Genomic DNA, 18,940 nt, shown 5'->3' on the forward strand with positions numbered 1-18,940 from the left:
CCTCACTTCTTCGTTAAGCTGGCTTTCGTTGAAGGGTTTGGTCAGGTAGCCAGTTGCTCCCGACCATTTGCCGCGGATGCGAGCTAGCAGGCCATCGCGCGAGGTAACCATTAGGATGGGGAGGGACTTAAACTCTTCCAAGCTGCGCACAATGCGGCAGAGCTCCAGGCCATCGATCCCCGGCATGGCGATGTCCATCAACAGCAGATGAGGCCGATGCTGAAACAACAGAGGGAGCACCTCGGCGGGGTTGCCTGTTGTAATCACTCGATAGTTGGACAAATATTGCCGCAGGATCTCTTGCATGACCACGCTGTCGTCCACCGCCAAGATGGTTATCGGGTTGTGGGGCTTGGTCTGCAGCAGCTCTTGGGGTGTTTGCAGGCTGACCAGCCCTTTTTTGACCCAGGCCGCAAAGAGATTGGCCACCTCCAGACGATCCCGACACAGCTTCTTGGCGATCACCTCTAGCGACTGGCCGTCTTTGGTGAGGGCGTGGAGCTTCTGTCGCTGCTCATCGGTGATGCGATAGCGGTTGACCCGCTCCCAGTTGACCACCGGTATCGCCAGCATCGTGGGAATGGCCACCTTCAAATCTGCCCATCGATCGTGGCGGCGGGCTGCTTCTTGCAACAGAGGCTCCAACTCAAACCCGCCGATGGGGGCCTCTTGGGCGACCCGTTCCTGCACTTCGAAGTAGCAGGCGCCTGACCGCTCAAACAGGTAGCGGTCGAAATCGGTGAGCAGGTTGAGCCACAGGGCATCTTCCAACTCTCCTGGCTTGAGCAAGCCCAACTGCGTGATGGCCTCCAGCAGCTCGGGCAGGGAACGGTTCTTCAGCAGGCGCTCTTGCACCACCGAGATGGCCCGCTGCGACCATTCCAAGTTGAGGCGGGCGATGAAGCGAGATAGGCGTTTCAGCAGGATTTGCGTGTTGAGGGGTTGATCGGCAGAAAAGAGGAGCCTGCCGTAGTAATAAGTCAGTACCCAGGGTTCTGCGACCTCGGCAGGATCCAGCCCTCTGAGGTGAAGGTGCAGGTAGCCAGTGGTAAACCGCCGGCCTTGCTGCCTGAGCAGGGGCGCAAGTTCCTCCGAACCGAATACGAAAGGGGACATGCGGCATTCTCCAGGCCAACTTCTTCAGGCCAATTGCCGGCCTTGTTCTAAGCTGTACCAACGCCTTGAAGGGTCGCCGTTGCAAAGCTGGCTACGGTTCCCAATTGAGAGCTTGCTGTTGCGCCTGCAGCAATTCTCGGATCCCGGCTTGGGCCATCTCCACCATTTGCAACAATTGCGGTCGGCTGAAGCAGCCGGCTTCGGCAGTGCCCTGAATCTCGATAAAGGATCCCTGCTCGTTCATGACAATGTTCATGTCTACCTCGGCTTGGCTGTCTTCCTCATAGCACAAATCTACGAGGACTTCCCCCTGCACAATTCCCACCGAAAGGGCCGCCACTTGCTGCCGCAGCGGCGATCCCTGAGCCGGATCCAGCAACCCCTGTTTGCATAGCCAAGTGACGGCGTCGTGCAGGGCCACATAGCCCCCCGTGATCGCGGCGGTGCGAGTTCCGCCATCGGCCTGCAACACATCGGCATCGAGGGTAATGGTGCGGGATCCCAGCTTCTGGAGATCCAGAGCGGCGCGCAGGCTGCGTCCGATGAGGCGTTGGATCTCGGCAGTACGGCCCGATGGTTTCAACATCTCCCGTGGCTGTCGTTGTGGGGTGGCTCCGGGCAACATGCGGTACTCCGCCGTCAGCCAGCCTTGACCGGTATTCTGCAAAAAAGGGGGAACTTCTTCCGCCACACTGGCGGTGCAGAGGACATGGGTATCGCCAAACTTCACCAACACCGATCCGGGCGCATAGCGGGTGAAGCGGCGCTGGAAGGAAACCGGGCGCAATTGAGCAGCCGTGCGGCCATCGGGGCGTTGCCAGCTCATGGGCAGTTCAAAAAGGGATCCCTCGCATTGTCAACCATGTCTGGGCTCAGGGATTGGAAACTATACAGAGCATGACTCGGCTGCCGGCGAGAAACGGATGCGGACGGAAGCGATAAAAAAATGCACCAGCACAAGCTGGCGCCAGCAGTTTAACTCTCACCGGTCAGGCATCAACCTAGACAAAGGCAGGGATCCGAGAGTCTCCCAGGGCCTCTACCAGCGCCCGCACTTGGGCCACCATGGCCACTTCATCCTGGAGCCGGCTGACAGCTTTGCCCACCCCCACACCTGAGGCACCGGCAGCGATGGCCAGGCGCACCGTTACCGTTGAGAGGCCGGAAGCGCAGATAACAGGCACCGAGACCACACGGCTGATCTCATAGGCGGCGGCCAAGGTGGGGGCAGCCTTCTCGATCAAGCCCAGGGATCCCCCGTGAACCGGCTCGGCACTGGTGCTGCCCTCGGTTTGGATGAGATCGGCCCCCAGATCTTCCAGTTTCTCGGCCAATTCCGCCTGCTGATCCAAAGGCAGCGTGTGGGGAACGGTAACCGACAAAAGCGTGCGCGGCAGCAGAGAGCGGGTTTGGCGAGTGAGCTCCAGGACTTCCGCAGCGGAGAAGATGCGGCCCGAAGGGTAGAAGCTGTCGTAATTGCCGATTTCGGCCATGTCGGCCCCCGCTTGGACGGCGGCAGCCAATCGCTGCGGCTCCACCGCCGACACGCAGATGGGCAGCTCGATCTGGGCGCGCACCTGCTGCACCAATTCGGGACTGGCGGCGATGTCCACCCAAGTGGCTCCTCCCTCCTGGGCGGCACGGGTGACTTTCAGCACCGACTGCAGGTCGAAGTTTTGCAGGCCGCTGATGATCTTGAGGGCACGGCGCCGGGCAAGGGCGTCGAAAAGGGCAGCTTGAGAGGCTGTGGTCATAGGCTCGTTAGCTTGTTGAAACGGGATACAAGAGGAGTGAAAGCAAATCGGCTAGGGCAACCTTTGCTCAGTCTAGAGGGTTTGCTGCCATCCTACAAGGGATCCGCCCTTGGCCGGTTACCCCAATCTTTGCGGGCTATCCCAAGATCTTTCAATACAATAGGGATCCCCTCTTCTGCTCTTGCCATGTACCGCTCTCCTTTCCCCTTCTTGGGCCTGGCTGAGCCGGATCCGGAGCTGGCCCAAGCCATTGTGTTGCCTATCCCCTACGAGGCCACCACCTCCTACGGCAAAGGCACGGCCAAAGGCCCTCAGGCGCTGTTGCAGGCTTCTGCCTATGTAGAGATCTACGACGAGGTGAGAGACTGCCAGCCGGCCCTCCACCCCGACTTTGCCGCAGAGACCTCCCGCTACTGGACGGCGCCGCCAGTGGAGTTCGAGGGGCTGGACGCCCACGAGTTGGCCATGGCCGCAATTCAGCGCCGCGCTGCCGAGTGGGTAAGGCCAGGGCGGTTTCTGCTCTCCATTGGCGGGGAGCACTCCATCACTGGCCCCTTGATTGCCGCCCACCTGCCCCACTACCCAGAACTGCACGTGCTGCAGATCGATGCCCACTGCGACCTGAGAGACAGCTACGAGGGATCCCGCTACTCCCACGCTTCCGCCATGGCCCGCGTGGTGGAACAAGTGGGCGGCCGCCTCACCCAAGTGGGGATCCGCTCCCTCTGCGCCGAAGACCGCCAGGCCATTCGCAAGCACCGCTTGCACACCTTCTTTGCCCACAGCCTGCACGGCAAGCCAGCCCAGGAGTGGATCCCCGAGGTGATCGCCACGCTGGGATCCCAGGTTTACCTGACGGTGGATGTGGACGGGTTGGATCCTGCGGTCGTGCCGGCCACGGGCACCCCCGAACCCGGCGGCTTGGGCTGGTGGGAGACCGTAGAGCTGATCCGGGCCCTGGGGCAGCAGCGGCAAATCGTCGGCGCCGATGTGGTGGAGCTGGCGGTCACCGGGGAACGGGAAACCGATCGCCGCAGCGCCTTCACCGCCGCCAAGCTGGCCTATCAGATCCTGGCGGCGGCCTTGGGCTAGGCTCCAGAAGAACTGGGCTATGGCTGGGTTCCCCCTGTTTCCACCTGGCCGCTGGAGCACCGGCTCCAATCTCGAAGTATCCAGACAAAACGAGGACTGGACTCTCTCTGTCGAGATCTTCTGCTAGCTTCCTAGGTGGCCCTAGCCATGTCTCCGCCTTCTTCCAGCTCCCTTGAAGCGTCGCCGCCCCCCGTTGACGAAGAGCTCATCCACAGCCGCATTCAGGCCATCCGCGCCCGGATCCCAGGCCATGTGGAGATCATGGCGGTGAGCAAAGGCTACAGCGTCAACCACATCCGCGCCGCCTATCGAGCCGGGATCCGCCACTTTGGCGAAAGCCGAGTGCAAGAGGCAGCCGCCAAACAGGCGCAACTGCAGGATCTGACCGATATTGTCTGGCACTTGATCGGGCATTTGCAGACCAATAAGGTAAAGCCGGCCCTCAGACAATTTGCCTGGATTGACAGCGTCGATAGCCTGCGCCTGGCCAAGCTGATCAACCAAAAAGCCTGGGAGCTGCACCTTACCCCCAAGCTCTGCTTGCAGGTGAAATTGGCCCCGGATCCCAATAAATTCGGCTGGCTCATCCCCGATCTGTTGCAAAGCCTGCCGCAACTGAACCAACTGCTGCAGGTGCAAATTGTGGGCCTGATGACCATTTTGCCTTTGGGCTTGAGCTCAGAGGCAGCCCTAGAGCTGTTTCGCAAGCTGGCCGAGCTGGCGGATCACATCCAGCGCAGCGGCTACGAGCATCTGCAGTTGCACACCCTCTCCATGGGCATGTCCGACGATTACCCCCTGGCGGTGGCCGCAGGCTCCAACCTAATCCGGCTGGGGCGCGCTTTGTTCGCCGATGCCGAACGGAAATAGATAGATGGAGTCTCTATGAAGCCGTTAAATTGTGATTAAATTTTGTGTAAAGCCGCGCAACTCCGGAGTTGCCCTGCAGGGCACGCTCTGGGTTGGAGTTCGGCCTGAATCGGGCAAAAACAGGGCAATCCCGCCCAAAATTTACCCTGTCGGGGAAATTTTAGGGAAACTTGTAATCATTTGCGTCACTCCCGTTAACACGTGTTCAAGCTGGACAAGGAGCGCAGTAGACTCTGGCCAAAGCAGTGGCTGGACAAGTGGGATGACATCTTCACTTCTTCTGGGTAAACTCGACTCGTCGGGCCCATGGGTTTTTTAACCTGCCTCGGCAGCTTCTCGAGCAAACCCTGTCTCGGCCTTTTGAAAAACTTTAACTAAAAATAAAGATTGGAGATGCCCTTTGGCTTGACTGGGCTACTCAAGATCCAATCAAGAGCCTGAATCCTGCGCTTGCCGCAAACCATGACCTGTAGTGAGGATGTGGACGATGAATGTCAATGGAATCTGGAGCAGGGTAAGAGATTTTGTGGGCCTGAATGATCCCGTGGACGGCCTGGAAGAGTACCCTGAGATGGAAGGGCAGGATGATTACCAAGTGCTCTACGAGGGACGCCGTTCCCAACCGGCTCCTGAAGAGCAGGAAGCCAGTGCCCTTCCACGCGGACGTCGACAACGGGGAGCGGAAGCCGGGGAAGGGTCTGTCGGTCGAGAAGAGTCGCGGGGCCATCGGCGCAGTCAACATCGGGATCGCTTAGCAGGGGGCAGTATGGGGAGCAACGTAATTGGATTACCGGGCGTCAACCCACCCACCAGCGAAGTGGTGGTGCTGGAGCCGCGCAGCTTTGACGAGATGGCTCAAGTCATCCAGTACCTGCGGGAGCGCAAGACGGTGATCATGAACTTGACCCTGATGGATCCCGCCGAAGCACAGCGCTCGGTGGATTTTGTTGCCGGTGGCACCTACGCCATCGATGGCCACCAGGAGCGCATTGGCGAAAATATTTTTTTGTTCACCCCCAGCACGGTGACGGTCTCCACCCCCAGTAGCCAAGGGGTGCAGCCGCTGCAGCGTCCCTTGCACAGCCCTGCCCCTCTCTGGCCCAGCAGCTATGAACATTTGCAGGCGGTGGGCCAGCACTAGCCAGTATGGAGCGACCGCTGCTGAGTGTGATCGGGGGGGGAGCCATGGGATCCGCCCTGCTGCGGCGTTGGGTGACTGCGGGGCTTTATCCTGCAGCTCAGGTGGCTTTGCGGGAGCCCGACCCGGACAAGGCCAAGACCCTACAGCAGGAGCTGGGCATTCGGCTGTTGGCGGATCTATCTCAGGCGGGAGAGTCTGAGATTGTATTTTTGGCCGTCAAGCCCCAGGTTTTCCCGCAGGTGGTGGCTGAGATGGGCCAGCCGTCCGCCGCGCAGTTGGTGATCTCGATTATGGCCGGGATCCCTTTGCAGCAGTTGCAGCAGGCTTTTCCCCAGCAGAGGGTGGTGCGCACCATGCCCAACACGCCGGCGCTGGTGGGAGCAGGGATCACGGCTATCTGCTACGGGCCAGGAGTGACGCCTGATCAGAAGGAGCAGGTGGAAAGGTTGTTTCGGGCTGTAGGCCAGGTGGTGACGGTGGCCGAAAGCCAAATGGATGCGGTGACGGCCCTGTCGGGATCGGGGCCGGGGTATTTGGCGGTGATCCTGGAAGCGCTGATCGACGGGGGGGTGGGGGTGGGGCTGCCGCGTCCCCTCGCCACCCAACTGGCGATGCAGACCTTGGCGGGCACGGCTGCCCTTTTACAGCACGAGAAGCTCCACCCCGCTCTTCTCAAGGATCAAGTGACCAGCCCAGGGGGAACGACCATCGCCGGGATCCAAGTCCTGGAAGAGGCGGGGGTGCGAGGGGCCTTGATGCGGGCAGTGCGGGCAGCCTACGAGCGCTCCCGCCAGCTACAGGGCTCCTAGGGCCTGCCAGAGCGGGCGGGTGATCCAGTTCCATCCCACCTTGAGCTGGTGCTCCAGGGTAGGTAGACGCACCAGGTAGATGGCTCGTCGGGCCAAATAGCCCAGGGGGCCGCTCAGGGTGAGGCCGCCGAGGGCGGAAAGCACCGCCGTATCCGTCCCCAAGCTGAGCATTTCCCCCAGAGAAAAGTAGCGGAACGGCAGCAGGGGCCGCTCCTGCGTGAGCAAGGCCCACAGGTTCCAAGCGCAATAGCCGGCCTGTTGAAAAGCTGCTTGGGCGGTGGCGGGCACCGGCTGGCCTTCGGCATCCACCACCGCCGCTACGTCTCCCAGGGCAAACACTTCTGGAAAGGGGGGAGTTTGCAGGGTGGGCAAAACCTGCAGCCGTCCCCGCTCACTTTTGGGCAGATCCAAGTTGGCGATCACCGCTGCCGGTCGGGTTCCGACGGTCCACAGCACCGCATCCACAAGATCCGTAGCCGTCTCCTGGGCCTCCAGCCGCTGCAATTGTGGGCGGAAGGGGGGGGCGCCGTTCTCGCCCAGAGCCTCGATGCCCAAAACCTTGGTTTGCAACTCCACCTGCACCCGCCGTTGGGCCAACGCCAGTTGGGCCGCCTCCCGGCTGGAAGAAGCAAAGCCCGACAAAATCCGGGATCCCACCTCAATAAGACGGATCCGTCCCCGCGATCCCAGCCGATCTGCCAGCTTGCAGGCCAGTTCCACGCCGCTTGCCCCCGCCCCGGCAATGGCCAGAGTTATCGGCTGAGCCGGATCCCGCTCTTCCAACGTTTTCAGGTAGGCCCGCAGCCGTTGGGCATCGGCCAGGGTGCGAAAGGGAAAAGCGAACTCCGCCGCTCCCGGAACGCTCTGCAAAGGGGTTTCTCCCCCCAGCGCCAGCACCAGCGCGTCGTATTCTAGGCTCTGCCCGTCTTCCAGACCCACTCGGCGGGCTTGAAGGTCAATGGCCTGGACAGAGCCGCGGCGAAATTGCACCGACTCCGAGGGCAGCAGATCTTGGAAGCGGGGAGCCACCTCCCAGTCCTCCATTTCTCCGGTGAGCAGCTCGTACAGCAAAGGAGCAAAGACAAACCGCTCCTGGCGATCGACCAAGGTAATTTGGGGTGGCTCTGACCAGGGTTGCCGGCTCAGTTCCAAAGCTGTGTACAACCCGCCAAAGCCGCCCCCAAGAATGCAAATGCGATTCATGCTCAGATGCTCAGCTTGAGATTACCAAAATTGCGCGACAAGCCCCGACCTAAAAGATAGGCCCTGCCAACGCCAGCGGGCCGACCGGGGATGGCACACCTTATGCTTCATGCTTCGAGCTGACTTGCACTGGCCCGGCTAGACCTCTCCAGCGTAGTCTTTGCTGCCCCAGCCCCGCCAGCCCGGCACTTCCGACAAAGAAGCCCGTCGCTCGTCCAGCCAAGTTTGGAGAATCACTGCCGCCGACTGTTGATCGATCAAACCCTTCTGGGCCTTGGCCGGGATCCCGGCCTCGCGCAGATCCCACTCCGCCTGTACGGTGCTCAGGTATTCGTTGACGGTAATAACGGGAAGATCCACCGCCACCTGCAAAGCGCGCACAAACCGCTGCACCTTGCGGGCCTGGGATCCCACCGAGCCATCTGCCAAAAGGGGGATCCCGACCACCACCACGGTGGCCCGGCGGCGGCGGATCCACTCCTGCACTTGGGCAATGTCTTCGGGCAGGGAACGGCGCCGGATCACCCCCAGGCCGGTAGCCAGCAGCCCCAGCCCGTCGGAGCCGGCCACGCCGATGCGACGGTTGCCCACGTCCAGACCCAGCGCTGAAAAGGGATCCCTTGTGGCAGAATAGTTCAGGTCTGTTGACATCTGTTTATCCCTCTTGCCGACATTGTAACGGCCTGAAACTCCCTGTCTCTAGCCGTGTAGCTCGGCTGAACCTCTATCCTTTTTCGACGACCCTTTTTGGAGCCTTCTCGATGACCAGCGCCACCCTGTCTCTCCCCAAGCACGAAGTTAAAGACCTCAGCCTCAGCTCCTTGGGCAAGCAACGGATCCAATGGGCGGCGCGGGAGATGCCGGTGCTGGCCCAGATCCGGGAGCGCTTTGCCCAAGAAAAACCCCTGGCCGGTCTGCGCCTGGTGGCCTGCTGCCATGTCACCACCGAGACGGCCAATCTGGCCTTGGCCTTGCAGGCAGGGGGAGCCGATAGCGTCCTCATCGCCAGCAACCCCCTCTCCACCCAAGACGATGTGGCCGCCAGCCTGGTGGCCGACTACGGCATCTCGGTCTTTGCCATCAAGGGGGAAGATGTAGAGACCTACCGCCGCCATGTCCAGATCGCCCTGGATCACCGCCCCCATCTCATCATTGACGACGGCGGCGATGTGACGGCGGAGCTGGTTCAGCATCGCCAGGAGCAGGTGTCGGAAATCATCGGCACCACGGAAGAGACTACCACCGGCCTGGTGCGCCTGCGGGCCATGTTCAAGGCGGGGGTGCTCAGCTTCCCGGTGATGACCGTCAACGACGCCGAGACCAAGCACCTGTTCGACAACCGCTACGGCACCGGCCAATCCACCCTGGACGGCATTCTGCGCTGTACCAACATTCTCCTGGCCGGAAAAACAGTGGTGGTGGCCGGCTACGGCTGGTGCGCCAAGGGGGTGGCGATGCGGGCCCGCGGCATGGGATCCCAGGTCATCGTGACCGAGGTCAACCCGGTGCGGGCTCTGGAGGCGGTGATGGATGGCTTTCGGGTTATGCCCATGGCCGAGGCCGCCCCTCTGGGGGATCTGTTCATCACCGTCACCGGCAACAAGCACGTTATCCGCGGCGAGCACTTCGACCGGATGAAAGATGGGGCGATGGTCTGTAACGCCGGCCACTTCGACATCGAGATCGACCTGGTGGCCTTGCAAGAGCGGACGGTTTCCCGGCAGAGCGTGCGCCCCTTTGTGGAAGAATACCGTCTCCAGTCGGGCAAATCGGTGTTCGTGCTGGGGGAGGGCCGGCTGATCAACCTGGCTGCCGCCGAAGGCCACCCCGCCAGCGTCATGGACATGAGCTTTGCCAACCAAGCGCTGGCCTGCGAGTACCTGGTGAAAAACCGTGGCCGGCTGGCGCCAGGGCTGCACCCCATTCCTGCGGAGATCGACGAGGCCATCGCCCGCCTCAAGCTCAAGGCCATGGGGATCCAAATTGACAGCCTTACCCCGGAGCAGATCGAGTACGGCAACACCTGGACGGCAGGAACCTAGAGAAAGCCCCTCACCCCCGCGGTGGAAAACCTGGCCCACCTGCGCCATCTCGCAAGCAGGCAGGTGGGGCGGTAGAGCTCAAGCACCACCGCCCCGGTGCACCTGGGCCCAGACGCGGGTGGGCAGACCCCAGATGTAGATGAAGCCTTCGGCAGCGCGGTGGTCGAACTGATCCCCTTCCCCGTAGGTGGCCAGCTCCGCGTTGTAGAGGGAGTAAGGAGAGCGGCGGCCCACGCAGACAGCCTGGCCCTTGTGCAGGCGCATCCGCACCACGCCGGTAACACTCTTTTGGGTGGTGCAGATGAAGGCGTCCAGGGCCTCCCGCAGCGGCGAATACCAAAGGCCGTTGTAGATCAATTGGCTGTAGGTGGTCTCGATGCCGTACTTGTAGTGGATGACCTCGCGGGTGAGGGTGAGGCTTTCCAGCTCGCGGTGGGCCTGGATCAACACCGTTAGGGCGGGACACTCGTAGATCTCGCGCGACTTGATCCCCACCAGCCGGTTTTCAATCATATCGATGCGACCGACACCGTGGCTGCCGGCTAAGGCGTTGAGCCGCTCGAAGAGGGCTCTGGGGCCAAGGCGCTGCCCGTCCAGCTCCACCGGGATCCCCTCTTCAAAGGCGATCTCCACATAGGCGGGCTCGTCGGGGGTTTGAGAAATAGGCCGGGTGAGGGCGTAGACTTCCTCCGGTGGTTCTTGGTCGGCGTCTTCCAGGATCCCGGCTTCGACGCTGCGGCCCAGGATGTTGAGGTCGATGCTGTAGGGGCTGGACTTTTGCACCGGCATAGGGATCCCGTAGCGCTCGCCGTAGGCAATGGTCTCCTCGCGGGTCATGCCCCACTCGCGGGCCGGGGCCAACACCTTGAGCTTGGGGTTCAAGGCGGCGATGGCCAGGTCGAAGCGCACCTGGTCGTTGCCCTTGCCGGTGCAGCCGTGAGCCACGGCGTCGGCGCCCACCTCTTCTGCCACCTCCACCAACAGCTTGGCAATCAGGGGGCGGGCCAAGGCGGTGGAGAGAGGGTAGCGCTGCTCGTAGAGGGCGTTGGCCTGGATGGCGGGGAAGGCGTAGTCGGCAATCAGGATCTGGACGGCCTCCCGCACCAGGGATTGCTCCGCCCCGGCCCTCAGCGCCTTGGCTTGGATGGCCTCCAGCTCCGCCCCCTGACCCAAGTCCACCGCCAGGGTGACTACCGATTCCACTCCCCACTCGTGCTTGAGATAGGGGATGCAGACGGAAGTATCGACGCCGCCCGAATAGGCTAATACCACTTTCTTTGCCCGTCCCATGCTGCTGCGGATCCCTGCTGGAAAAAAGTTGCTAGCCCATTATGCCTTGTTGCTCGGATCTTAGTTACTCGGCCTGACCCTAGAGGCAGCTTTGTCGGCTATTCTCAAAGGGATTTCTCCCGGGCCTTGGATCGCTGTCCAAAAGGTTGCCGGCGCAAATTGGGGTGTGAGGTCAGGTGAGTATGGCCGGCAAGAGGATCCCGGCAGCACAGCAAAGACTCAGGCGCCAACGAGTGCTGGGGTTGGGGATCCTGTCTCTGCTGGGCTTCGTGGCGGGGATGGGGTTCGCCGCCCTCTCCCAGCCGGAAGGGGGATCGCCCGTCGCCGCTCCAGAGCCGGAGCCGCCCCGTTTTACGGCCCACGGCTGGCCGCTGCTGGATCCCTTGCCGCAGCCGGACGAGATCTGGGAGTGCGAGCTGGTGGTGGTGGGCGGATCCCTGGGGGGCGTGGCGGCTGCAGGCCAAGCCATGCGGGGGGGTGTGCAAACCTGTCTCATCGAGCTCACCCCCTGGCTGGGGGGGCAGATCACCTCGCAGGGGGTATCGGCCATCGACGAGTCCCTCCCCATGCGGCAGCGGGGCAATTTTTCCCGCCACTGGCTGGAGTTTAAGGCCCTCATCGAAAGCCAGCCGCTGCATCTGCCCGCCTGGACAGGGATCCCGCCGGGAACCCGCGTGACCAAGATCAACAGTTGCTGGGTAGGGGGGCTGTGTTTTCCGCCCCAGGCGGGTCTGCAGGCGGTGGAAACCTGGCTGCGGCAGGCGGCTCAGTCTGCTCCCCAGAGTCGCTGGGCCACCCAGACCGCTTTTAAGGGGGCCACCTTCAGCGCTGACGGCTCCCGCATCGAGAGCCTCTACGCCGTGCAGCGGCAGCCGCGGGATCCCAATTTTGTGCCGCCAGGGCGGCTGTGGCGGGAATTGGTGAGCTGGTATGGCTGGCAGGAGACGGAAGTGTTTGCCAAGCGGGTGCTGCGGCTGCAGGCGCCACCGGGCCGCAACCTGTTTGTTATCGACGCCACCGACACCGGCGAGCTGGTGGGCTGGGCGGGGATCCCCTACCGGCTGGGCTCAGAAGGGCGAGATCTGACGGGGGAGCCCAATGCCGCCCCGGCCAGCAACCCGGAGTGCACCCAGGCCTTCACTTTTCCTTTCGTGCTGGCCATCCACGACGATGGCGGGCGCTCCCGCGCCGAGCTGGCCCAGTTGCAGCCGGGCTACTCCCGCGCCGAGCACCGCCGCCAGTTCGACCTGGAGGGGTTTCCCACCTTCAGCGGCCAGAGCTTTTTCAACTACCGCCGCATCGTCAGCAAAGGCCGCACGGATCCCTTCCACAGCACACCGGTGCCGGGCGACCTGACGCTGGTGAACTGGAACCGCGGCAACGACTGGGGGATCATGAACCCGCCCCTAATCCTGACAGAAGAGCGGCTGGTGGCCTCAGGGCAGCGCCACAACTGGCTGGGGGGGCTGGACGTCTCCGCCCTCAAAGATGGAGAAAACCACGCCCTGCTCTTTGCCGAGTGGCTGATGGAAACCCAAGCCCGCGCCGGCTATCCCCTCTCGTTGGTGTTTGCCGAGGACTCTTTGCTGGGCACCCGCTCCGGCCTCAGCCTCTACCCCTACATCCGGGAGGGGCGGCGCATCCTGGGGCGAGCTGCCTACGGCCAGGCGGAATTCCAGATGCTGGAGCAAGACATCCGCGTCGGCACCAGCGGGGGACGGGACTTTAGCCCCACCGCTGTAGGGGTGACTCACTACGCCATCGACATGCACGGCTGTCGCTACCGCAACTGGGAGCCTTCCCTGTCGGCCAGCTCGGCGCCCGTCAACGAGTTTTCCGTCCGCCCCATCGTCATCCCCCTAGAGGCCCTGATCCCCCAGAAAGTGGATAACCTGCTCATCGGCGGCAAAGGGATCGCCGTCAGCCACATCGTCAACGCCGCCACCCGCACCCATTACGGCGAGTGGACCATCGGCTCGGCAGCGGGGCTCATCGTAGCCTGGTTGCACAGCCAGGATCCCGGCTTGATCCCGGCCCAGATTGTGCCGCAGGGCAAGATGGCCGACTTGCAGCGCTACCTGGTTGCCCATGGACAGCGGCTGCACTGGTAGGCAGTTGCCGCCGCCCTACCCCTCTGCGCCGGAAGGCAGCGCCTCGGGATCCCCTTTTCCGCCATAGCGCCGCTGCCGCCACCACACCAGCAGAGGGCTGGCGATGAAGATGCTGGAATAGACCCCCAAGCTAAAGCCAATGAGCAGAGCGATGGCAAACCCCTTCAGGGTGGCTCCCCCAAAAATGGCAATGGCCACCAGGGGCAGCATCGTTGTCAGGGTGGTATTCAAAGAGCGGGCAAAAGTCTGGTTTAGAGATAGGTTCACCACCTCGGCAAAGCTGACCTTGCGGCTGACCAGACGCAGATTTTCCCGGATGCGGTCGTAGATAACCACCGTGTCGTTGACGGAAAAACCAATGATGGTTAGCAGCGCCACCACAAACAGGCTGTCCACCTCCATGCCCACCGTTAGGCCCAAAAGGGCAAACAGACCTGTTGTCAGCACCACATCGTGCAGCAAGGCCACAATGGCAAACACCGCGTAATCCCACTGGAAGCGCAGGGCCAGATACACCACAATGAGCCCAAAAGAGATGAGCACAGCCACGAGGCCGGAACGCAAGAGCAAGCGCCCCACCGTCGGGCCTACCGTCTCCACTAGGTTGCGCTCAAAAGGGCCTACCTGTTGCCGCAGCGTCTCCTCTACCGCTAGGCGCTCCTGCTCAGTCAAAGGGGGCATGCGGATCAAGGCTTCCTGACTGGTCTGGGTGTCCAGTTGGATGATGCTGCTGCCCAGGTTGTGTTCCTGCAGCGCCCGCCGCAGCTCTTCGGTGGTGACAGGCCGCTCAAAACGCAGATCCAGCAAGGTGCCGCCGGCAAAATCCAGCCCCAGCCGCAGCGGTGTCCCTAGAGAGGCCAGAGAAAAGGCCATGCTGACCAGCCCCACCAGCAACACCGCCAGGGAAAGGGTAAACCAAAGCTTGCTGCGCCCGACGATGTCGAAGCGGTAGTCAAGCAACCGCCGGGATCCCACCGCCGGATCGGGGGGGGATAACTCTTGCGCCGTCATGATTGAGCCGCCTCCATGCGAACGCCGTAAAACTCAGGTTTGCGCAGGGCAGGGATCCCCATTGCCGCCAGCAGCAGGGTGCGGGTGCAGGTGATGGCCGTGAAAAAGCTTACCAGAATGCCAATGGCCAAGGTGACGGCAAAGCCTTTCACCAGCCCCATCCCCAGCCAGAAAAGTACGCCACAGACCAAAAGGGTGGTGACGTTGCTGTCGAGGATGCTGCTGAAGGCGCGATTAAACCCTTCCGAGATGGACTTATAGATGGACTTGCCCGCCCGCAGCTCCTCCTTGATGCGCTCGAAGATCAGCACGTTGGCATCCACCGCCATGCCGATGCTGAGGATAAAGCCGGCGATCCCTGGCAGGGTCATGGTCACCCCCAGCAGTTGGAACAGAGCAAACGTACAGAGGGCGTAGATGAGAAGAGCGAGGTCGGCAATGAGCCCCGGCAGGCGGTAGTAGGCCACCATAAAGACAAAAACCAGCACCAGGCCGCCAATGCCGGCATAGAGGCTGCGGCGCACGCTCTCTTCCCCCAACGTGGCCCCGACGGTGCGGTTTTCAATGACGCGAATGGGAACCGGCAGCGCTCCCGCCTTGAGCTTCACCGCTAGATCGGTGGCGGTTTCCACCGTGAAATTGCCCGTGATCACCGCTGTTCCGCCGGTAATGCCGGTGCGGGCAAACTCCGGCCCCACGATGGGGGCGCTGATCAGCACGTCGTCGAGAAAAATGCCAAGCGGACGCCCTGTTCCGGCCAACTCTCGGGTGAGCTGAGTAAACTTTTCTGCCCCTTCTGGCTTGAACTCCAACAGCACTTCCCAGCTCTGGGATCCGCGACGAGGGGCTTGGGGATAGGCGTTGCGCAGCAGATCCCCTGTCAGGCCGACCCGTTCAAACAGGGCGTCGGGATCCTCCCCCGCCGTTATCTCCCCCCGCTCGTTGCGGGGCAGGGCGCTGACCGGCACCAAGCCCTTGCGAAACTCCAACTGGGCCGTATCGCCCAAAAGAGCAACAGCCCGATCCGGATCCGCCACCCCCGGCAGTTGCACGAACAGGCGGTCTTGGCCGCTGATCTGCACCAGAGGCTCGGCCACCCCCAGGCCGTTGATCCGCTGCTGGATCACCGCCTCCACCCCCTGCATCACCTCAGAGGTGATCTCGGGTACCTCTTCCGTAGGCAAAGCCTGCAGGGTGAGCTGCGTCCCTCCTTTGAGGTCAAGGCCGAGGCGAACTTCGCGGCTAAAGCCCAGATAGACGAGGGCAGCCACCACTGCCAAGATAAAGATCAGCCCTCGCAGAAAAGCGAGGCGACTGAGCCACAAAGCTGGAGATCTGGCCATACTGCTGAAAAAGTGAGGAATACGGGCGCACTCGATCCGAGGCCCTCAGGATTTCGGCACTTTTTGATCCTATCGCACACGGGATCCCCGGCTGGAGAGGGATGTTCCCCAGCCCCTGAGCCGGGGAGGAGCTCATCATGTCTGTCCTGGCAGTTCAACCCATCTCTACAGGCCTTGACCGAGCTCTCGGCAGGCGCTTTTCCCCGAGGACGGGGCAGAGCTAAGATAGCGGGGAATGTTTCGTTACGCCTTGGCCCATGACCCTTGTCTCTGAGACCGAGCCCTCGCCCCAAGCCACGGTAACCCCTGACTCTGAGCGGGTGCCGGATCCGGAGTTTCCCTACGAGGTCGAGATGACCTTGATGGAGCACTTGGAGGAGCTGCGCAGCCGCCTGTTGGCCAGCGTGATCGCGGTGGCGATCTGCATCATTGCTTGCTTTCTGGTGGTGAACCGCATTGTCGCCCTGCTGGAGGTGCCGGCGCGGGGGGTGACCTTTTTGCAACTGGCGCCGGGGGAGTATTTCTTCGTCTCCATGAAGGTGGCGGCCTATTCGGGGTTGCTGTTGGCCACGCCCTTTTTGCTCTACCAAATTGCCCGCTTCGTCTTGCCGGGGCTGAGCGTGAAGGAGCGCAAGCTGCTGGGGCCGGTGGTGCTGGGATCGAGCCTTCTCTTTGTGGCTGGCTTGGTCTTTGCTTACTATCTCCTCATTCCGGCGGCACTTAACTTTTTCATTCGCTATGGCGAAGGGGTGGTGGATCAGGCCTGGTCCATCGACCGCTACTTTGAGTTTGTGCTGCTGCTGTTGTTCAGCACCGGCTTGGCCTTTCAGGTGCCGATTTTGCAGGCGCTGCTGGGGGGGTTGGGGCTGGTGAGTGCTGAGCAAATGCTCAAGGGCTGGCGTTACGTGGTTCTGGGCTCGGTGGTGGCAGGGGCCATTCTCACCCCTTCCACGGATCCCCTCACCCAGAGCCTCTTGGCCGGGGCGGTGACGTTTCTATACTTGTTTGGCATTCTGCTGGTGAAGATCCTTGGCAAATGACCTGAAGCTGCATGCGCTGATCCTGGCGGCTGGGTTTTCCACGCGGATGGGAGAACCGAAAGCCCTGGTGCCCTGGAAAGATGGGCAAACCCTGCTTTCTTACCAGATTTTTCAGTGGCGACAGGCAGGGTTTCAACCTTGGGTGGTGCTGGGATCCCAGCATCTGGCGGCGGCCCAAGTTCACTTGGCGGGGGCAGAGGTGCTGATCAATCCGGCTCCTGAGCTGGGCAAGACCCACTCTATTCGGGTGGGGGTGGAAGGGATCCCTGCCGATTTTCGCGTGTTGGCCATTTCGGGGGTGGATCAGCCCCGTCCGGCCTGGATCTACCACAGCTTGCTGGAGTACCATCTGCGCCATCGCGCTTGGGCGACGGTGCCGGTGCATCGAGGACGACGAGGACACCCCGCCCTGATCGACGGGCGCTTGCGGGAAGAGTTGCTGTGTCTCCGAGAGGAAACCCTGGGCCTGCGCCGGTTGTTGCAGGATCTGGGTAAACGGGTACAGGAGGTGGAGCTCTATACCCCCGAGATCTTCTTGGAGTGCAACACTCCTGCCGACGTGGAAGCTGCCGCTGGCGGTCGCGACAGCGTTGCCCAGTAGGATATTCTCTTTCTTGTTCGCATGAGAAAAGCCCTTTATCCTGCCAGCACCTACGATCCTGCTTGTCCGGTCGGCAGCTACTGGGACAGCACGATAGAGAATGCCGGTTGGCGGCATCCGGCTCCTTTGCTGGGGCAGGTGGGCGCCGAGGTGGTCATTGTGGGGGGCGGATTGACGGGCCTATCGACGGCTCTGCACCTGGCCCGCGACCACGGCATTTCCGCCTGCCTGTTGGAAGCGGGATCCCTGGGGTGGGGGGCCTCAGGGCGCAACGGCGGCTTTTGCGGGGTGGGGGCGAGCCATCTCACCCATGCCCAGATGGTGCGGCGGGTGGGCCTGGCGGAGACGGAGCGCTACTACCGGGATCAATGGCAGGCGGTGGAGACGGTGCAGGAGCTGGCCGCCGTCGAGGGCTTCTCGCTGGAAGTGCAGGGACAAGGCTGCTACGCGGTGGCCCATCGTCCACAGGCCTGGCCGGAATTGGAGGCCGAATACCAGATCTGTACTCAGGTGGCAGGCTACCCGGCCCAGCTCCTCAGCCCCAAAGAGCTGCGGGAACGGGGCTTTGACAGCCAAGAGAACTATGGTGCTCTCCACATCGGGGTGGGGTTTGGCCTCAACCCCCTTAAGCTCACCCAAGGGCTGGCCCAAGCGGCCCACAGGTGGGGAGCGCAACTGCACAGCGCCAGCCCGGTCATCGCCTGGGAAAAGGTGGGATCCCAGCACCTTTGCCACACGCCAGGGGGAACGGTGCGGGCCCGGCACCTGGTCATCGCCACCAACGGCTACACCCCAGAGACCTTGTACCCCCAACTGGCGGGATCCCTGTTGCCGGTGCTGTCCAACATCCTGGTCACCCGCCCTCTGACGCCTGCGGAGCAAAAAGCGCAGGGGTGGTGGGATCCGACCCCGGTTTACGACACGCGGCGGCTGCTGTTCTATTACCGTCTTCTGCCGGACGGGCGCCTGCTGTTTGGGGGGCGCGGCGGCACCCGCAATACTCCGGCAGAACGACAGCGCCTGCAGGCTTGGATGACTCGGCAGCTCTACCGCCTCTTTCCCACCTGGGAGGGGGTGGAGATCGAGTACGCTTGGAACGGCCTGGTCTGCCTTTCGCGGCAGCTTCACCCCCATATTGGCCCTTCGCCGACGGATCCCAGCTTGTGGTATGGCCTGGCCTACCATGGCAGCGGCGTGGCCACAGCAGTGTGGGCGGGCAAAATGCTGGCCCAGGAGATCGCCGGCAGCCGGCCCCCCATCAGCGCTCTGTTTCGCCAGCCGCCTCGCGTTTTCCCTTTGCCCTGGCTGCGGCTTCACTACCTGCGGCTGGGGTATCTCTGGTGGCAGTTGACGGATGGTTAGCTCCGCCAAGTGTGCGGGGGATCCCTCTGTTCGGTGGAGCAGTCCTGCCTTAGCCTAGTCGTAGTTTGGGCAGAAAAATATCGCTTGTCGTCGCTCCTGAGGTACCCAGTGCTGTTCCCGTCTTGCCGTCGGCCTGCTCCAGATCCCTCTTCTCT

The 18,940-nt window shown here is 62.3% G+C and carries 17 protein-coding genes; 9 read left to right on the top strand and 8 right to left on the bottom strand.

Translation table 11 applies throughout. From position 1 onward, the window contains the following. From NW844_RS03250 to NW844_RS03260, 3 genes are all read right to left on the bottom strand, one after another. Positions 1-1,116: response regulator (locus NW844_RS03250; RefSeq protein ID WP_414333436.1), on the bottom strand; the 1,116-nt coding region annotated here is incomplete at its 3' end. Between the two features lie 91 nt (positions 1,117-1,207). Continuing rightward, on the bottom strand, positions 1,208-1,942 hold the full coding sequence (gene rph, locus NW844_RS03255) for a ribonuclease PH (protein WP_414333437.1): 735 nt from the start codon (positions 1,940-1,942) through the stop codon (positions 1,208-1,210). 175 nt (positions 1,943-2,117) lie between these two features. Then, entirely contained in the window at positions 2,118-2,870 is a 753-nt protein-coding gene (locus tag NW844_RS03260) for a DUF561 domain-containing protein (RefSeq protein WP_414333439.1), read from the bottom strand. Between the two features lie 186 nt (positions 2,871-3,056). On the opposite strand from NW844_RS03260, the gene speB reads away from it, so the two are divergent. The 4 genes from speB to proC all read left to right on the top strand — a co-directional run bounded on the left by speB (position 3,057) and on the right by proC (position 6,782). Beyond that, the gene (speB, locus tag NW844_RS03265) at positions 3,057-3,962 is read left to right on the top strand and encodes an agmatinase (RefSeq protein WP_414333441.1); all 906 of its coding nucleotides are present in this window, start codon (positions 3,057-3,059) and stop codon (positions 3,960-3,962) included. A 147-nt stretch (positions 3,963-4,109) separates the two neighbouring features. After that, the gene (locus tag NW844_RS03270) at positions 4,110-4,832 is read left to right on the top strand and encodes a YggS family pyridoxal phosphate-dependent enzyme (RefSeq protein ID WP_414333442.1); all 723 of its coding nucleotides are present in this window, start codon (positions 4,110-4,112) and stop codon (positions 4,830-4,832) included. A 571-nt stretch (positions 4,833-5,403) separates the two neighbouring features. Then, positions 5,404-5,973, top strand: a complete 570-nt coding sequence (locus tag NW844_RS03275; RefSeq protein ID WP_414333495.1) for a cell division protein SepF — start codon at positions 5,404-5,406, stop codon at positions 5,971-5,973. 5 nt (positions 5,974-5,978) lie between these two features. Beyond that, positions 5,979-6,782, top strand: a complete 804-nt coding sequence (gene proC, locus NW844_RS03280; protein WP_414333444.1) for a pyrroline-5-carboxylate reductase — start codon at positions 5,979-5,981, stop codon at positions 6,780-6,782. Here the strand turns inward: proC and NW844_RS03285 are convergent. Further along, positions 6,768-7,985, bottom strand: coding sequence for an NAD(P)/FAD-dependent oxidoreductase (locus tag NW844_RS03285; RefSeq protein ID WP_414333446.1), 1,218 nt, complete (start codon positions 7,983-7,985; stop codon positions 6,768-6,770). The genes proC and NW844_RS03285 overlap by 15 nt on opposite strands. A 138-nt stretch (positions 7,986-8,123) precedes the next feature. Then, positions 8,124-8,636: a Holliday junction resolvase RuvX gene (gene ruvX / locus NW844_RS03290; RefSeq protein WP_414333448.1), complete on the bottom strand. Its 513-nt coding sequence runs from the start codon at positions 8,634-8,636 to the stop codon at positions 8,124-8,126. A 110-nt stretch (positions 8,637-8,746) separates the two neighbouring features. Between ruvX and ahcY the strand changes: the two genes are divergently transcribed. Beyond that, complete coding sequence (gene ahcY, locus NW844_RS03295) at positions 8,747-10,027, top strand: adenosylhomocysteinase (protein ID WP_414333450.1); 1,281 nt, start codon at positions 8,747-8,749, stop codon at positions 10,025-10,027. A 78-nt stretch (positions 10,028-10,105) separates the two neighbouring features. Here the strand turns inward: ahcY and NW844_RS03300 are convergent, their stop codons facing one another. Further along, positions 10,106-11,317, bottom strand: coding sequence for an argininosuccinate synthase (locus NW844_RS03300; RefSeq protein WP_414333452.1), 1,212 nt, complete (start codon positions 11,315-11,317; stop codon positions 10,106-10,108). Positions 11,318-11,499: 182 nt separating this feature from the next. On the opposite strand from NW844_RS03300, the gene NW844_RS03305 reads away from it, so the two are divergent. Further along, positions 11,500-13,428 carry an FAD-dependent oxidoreductase gene (locus NW844_RS03305; RefSeq protein ID WP_414333454.1) on the top strand — a complete coding sequence of 643 codons (1,929 nt, stop codon included), beginning with the start codon at positions 11,500-11,502 and terminating at the stop codon, positions 13,426-13,428. A 15-nt stretch (positions 13,429-13,443) separates the two neighbouring features. Here NW844_RS03305 and secF read toward each other — a convergent pair whose 3' ends face one another. Beyond that, positions 13,444-14,439: a protein translocase subunit SecF gene (gene secF, locus NW844_RS03310; protein WP_414333455.1), complete on the bottom strand. Its 996-nt coding sequence runs from the start codon at positions 14,437-14,439 to the stop codon at positions 13,444-13,446. Further along, positions 14,436-15,782 carry a protein translocase subunit SecD gene (secD, locus tag NW844_RS03315; RefSeq protein WP_414333457.1) on the bottom strand — a complete coding sequence of 449 codons (1,347 nt, stop codon included), beginning with the start codon at positions 15,780-15,782 and terminating at the stop codon, positions 14,436-14,438. The genes secF and secD overlap by 4 nt, the downstream gene beginning before the upstream one ends. A 257-nt stretch (positions 15,783-16,039) precedes the next feature. On the opposite strand from secD, the gene tatC reads away from it, so the two are divergent. Genes tatC through NW844_RS03330 form a run of 3 tightly spaced genes read left to right on the top strand, consistent with a single transcriptional unit; the run spans position 16,040 to position 18,785 of the window. Continuing rightward, positions 16,040-16,822, top strand: a complete 783-nt coding sequence (gene tatC, locus NW844_RS03320; protein WP_414333459.1) for a twin-arginine translocase subunit TatC — start codon at positions 16,040-16,042, stop codon at positions 16,820-16,822. Next, on the top strand, positions 16,812-17,423 hold the full coding sequence (locus tag NW844_RS03325; RefSeq protein WP_414333461.1) for a nucleotidyltransferase family protein: 612 nt from the start codon (positions 16,812-16,814) through the stop codon (positions 17,421-17,423). Before tatC ends, NW844_RS03325 begins: the two co-directional genes overlap by 11 nt. Before the next feature lie 21 nt (positions 17,424-17,444). After that, positions 17,445-18,785 carry an NAD(P)/FAD-dependent oxidoreductase gene (locus tag NW844_RS03330; RefSeq protein WP_414333463.1) on the top strand — a complete coding sequence of 447 codons (1,341 nt, stop codon included), beginning with the start codon at positions 17,445-17,447 and terminating at the stop codon, positions 18,783-18,785. Positions 18,786-18,940: the final 155 nt, after the last annotated feature.

Origin of the sequence: Synechococcus sp. H55.2, from assembly GCF_047462495.1 — a bacterium.
In the GTDB taxonomy this organism is placed as follows: Bacteria; Cyanobacteriota; Cyanobacteriia; order Thermostichales; family Thermostichaceae; genus Thermostichus.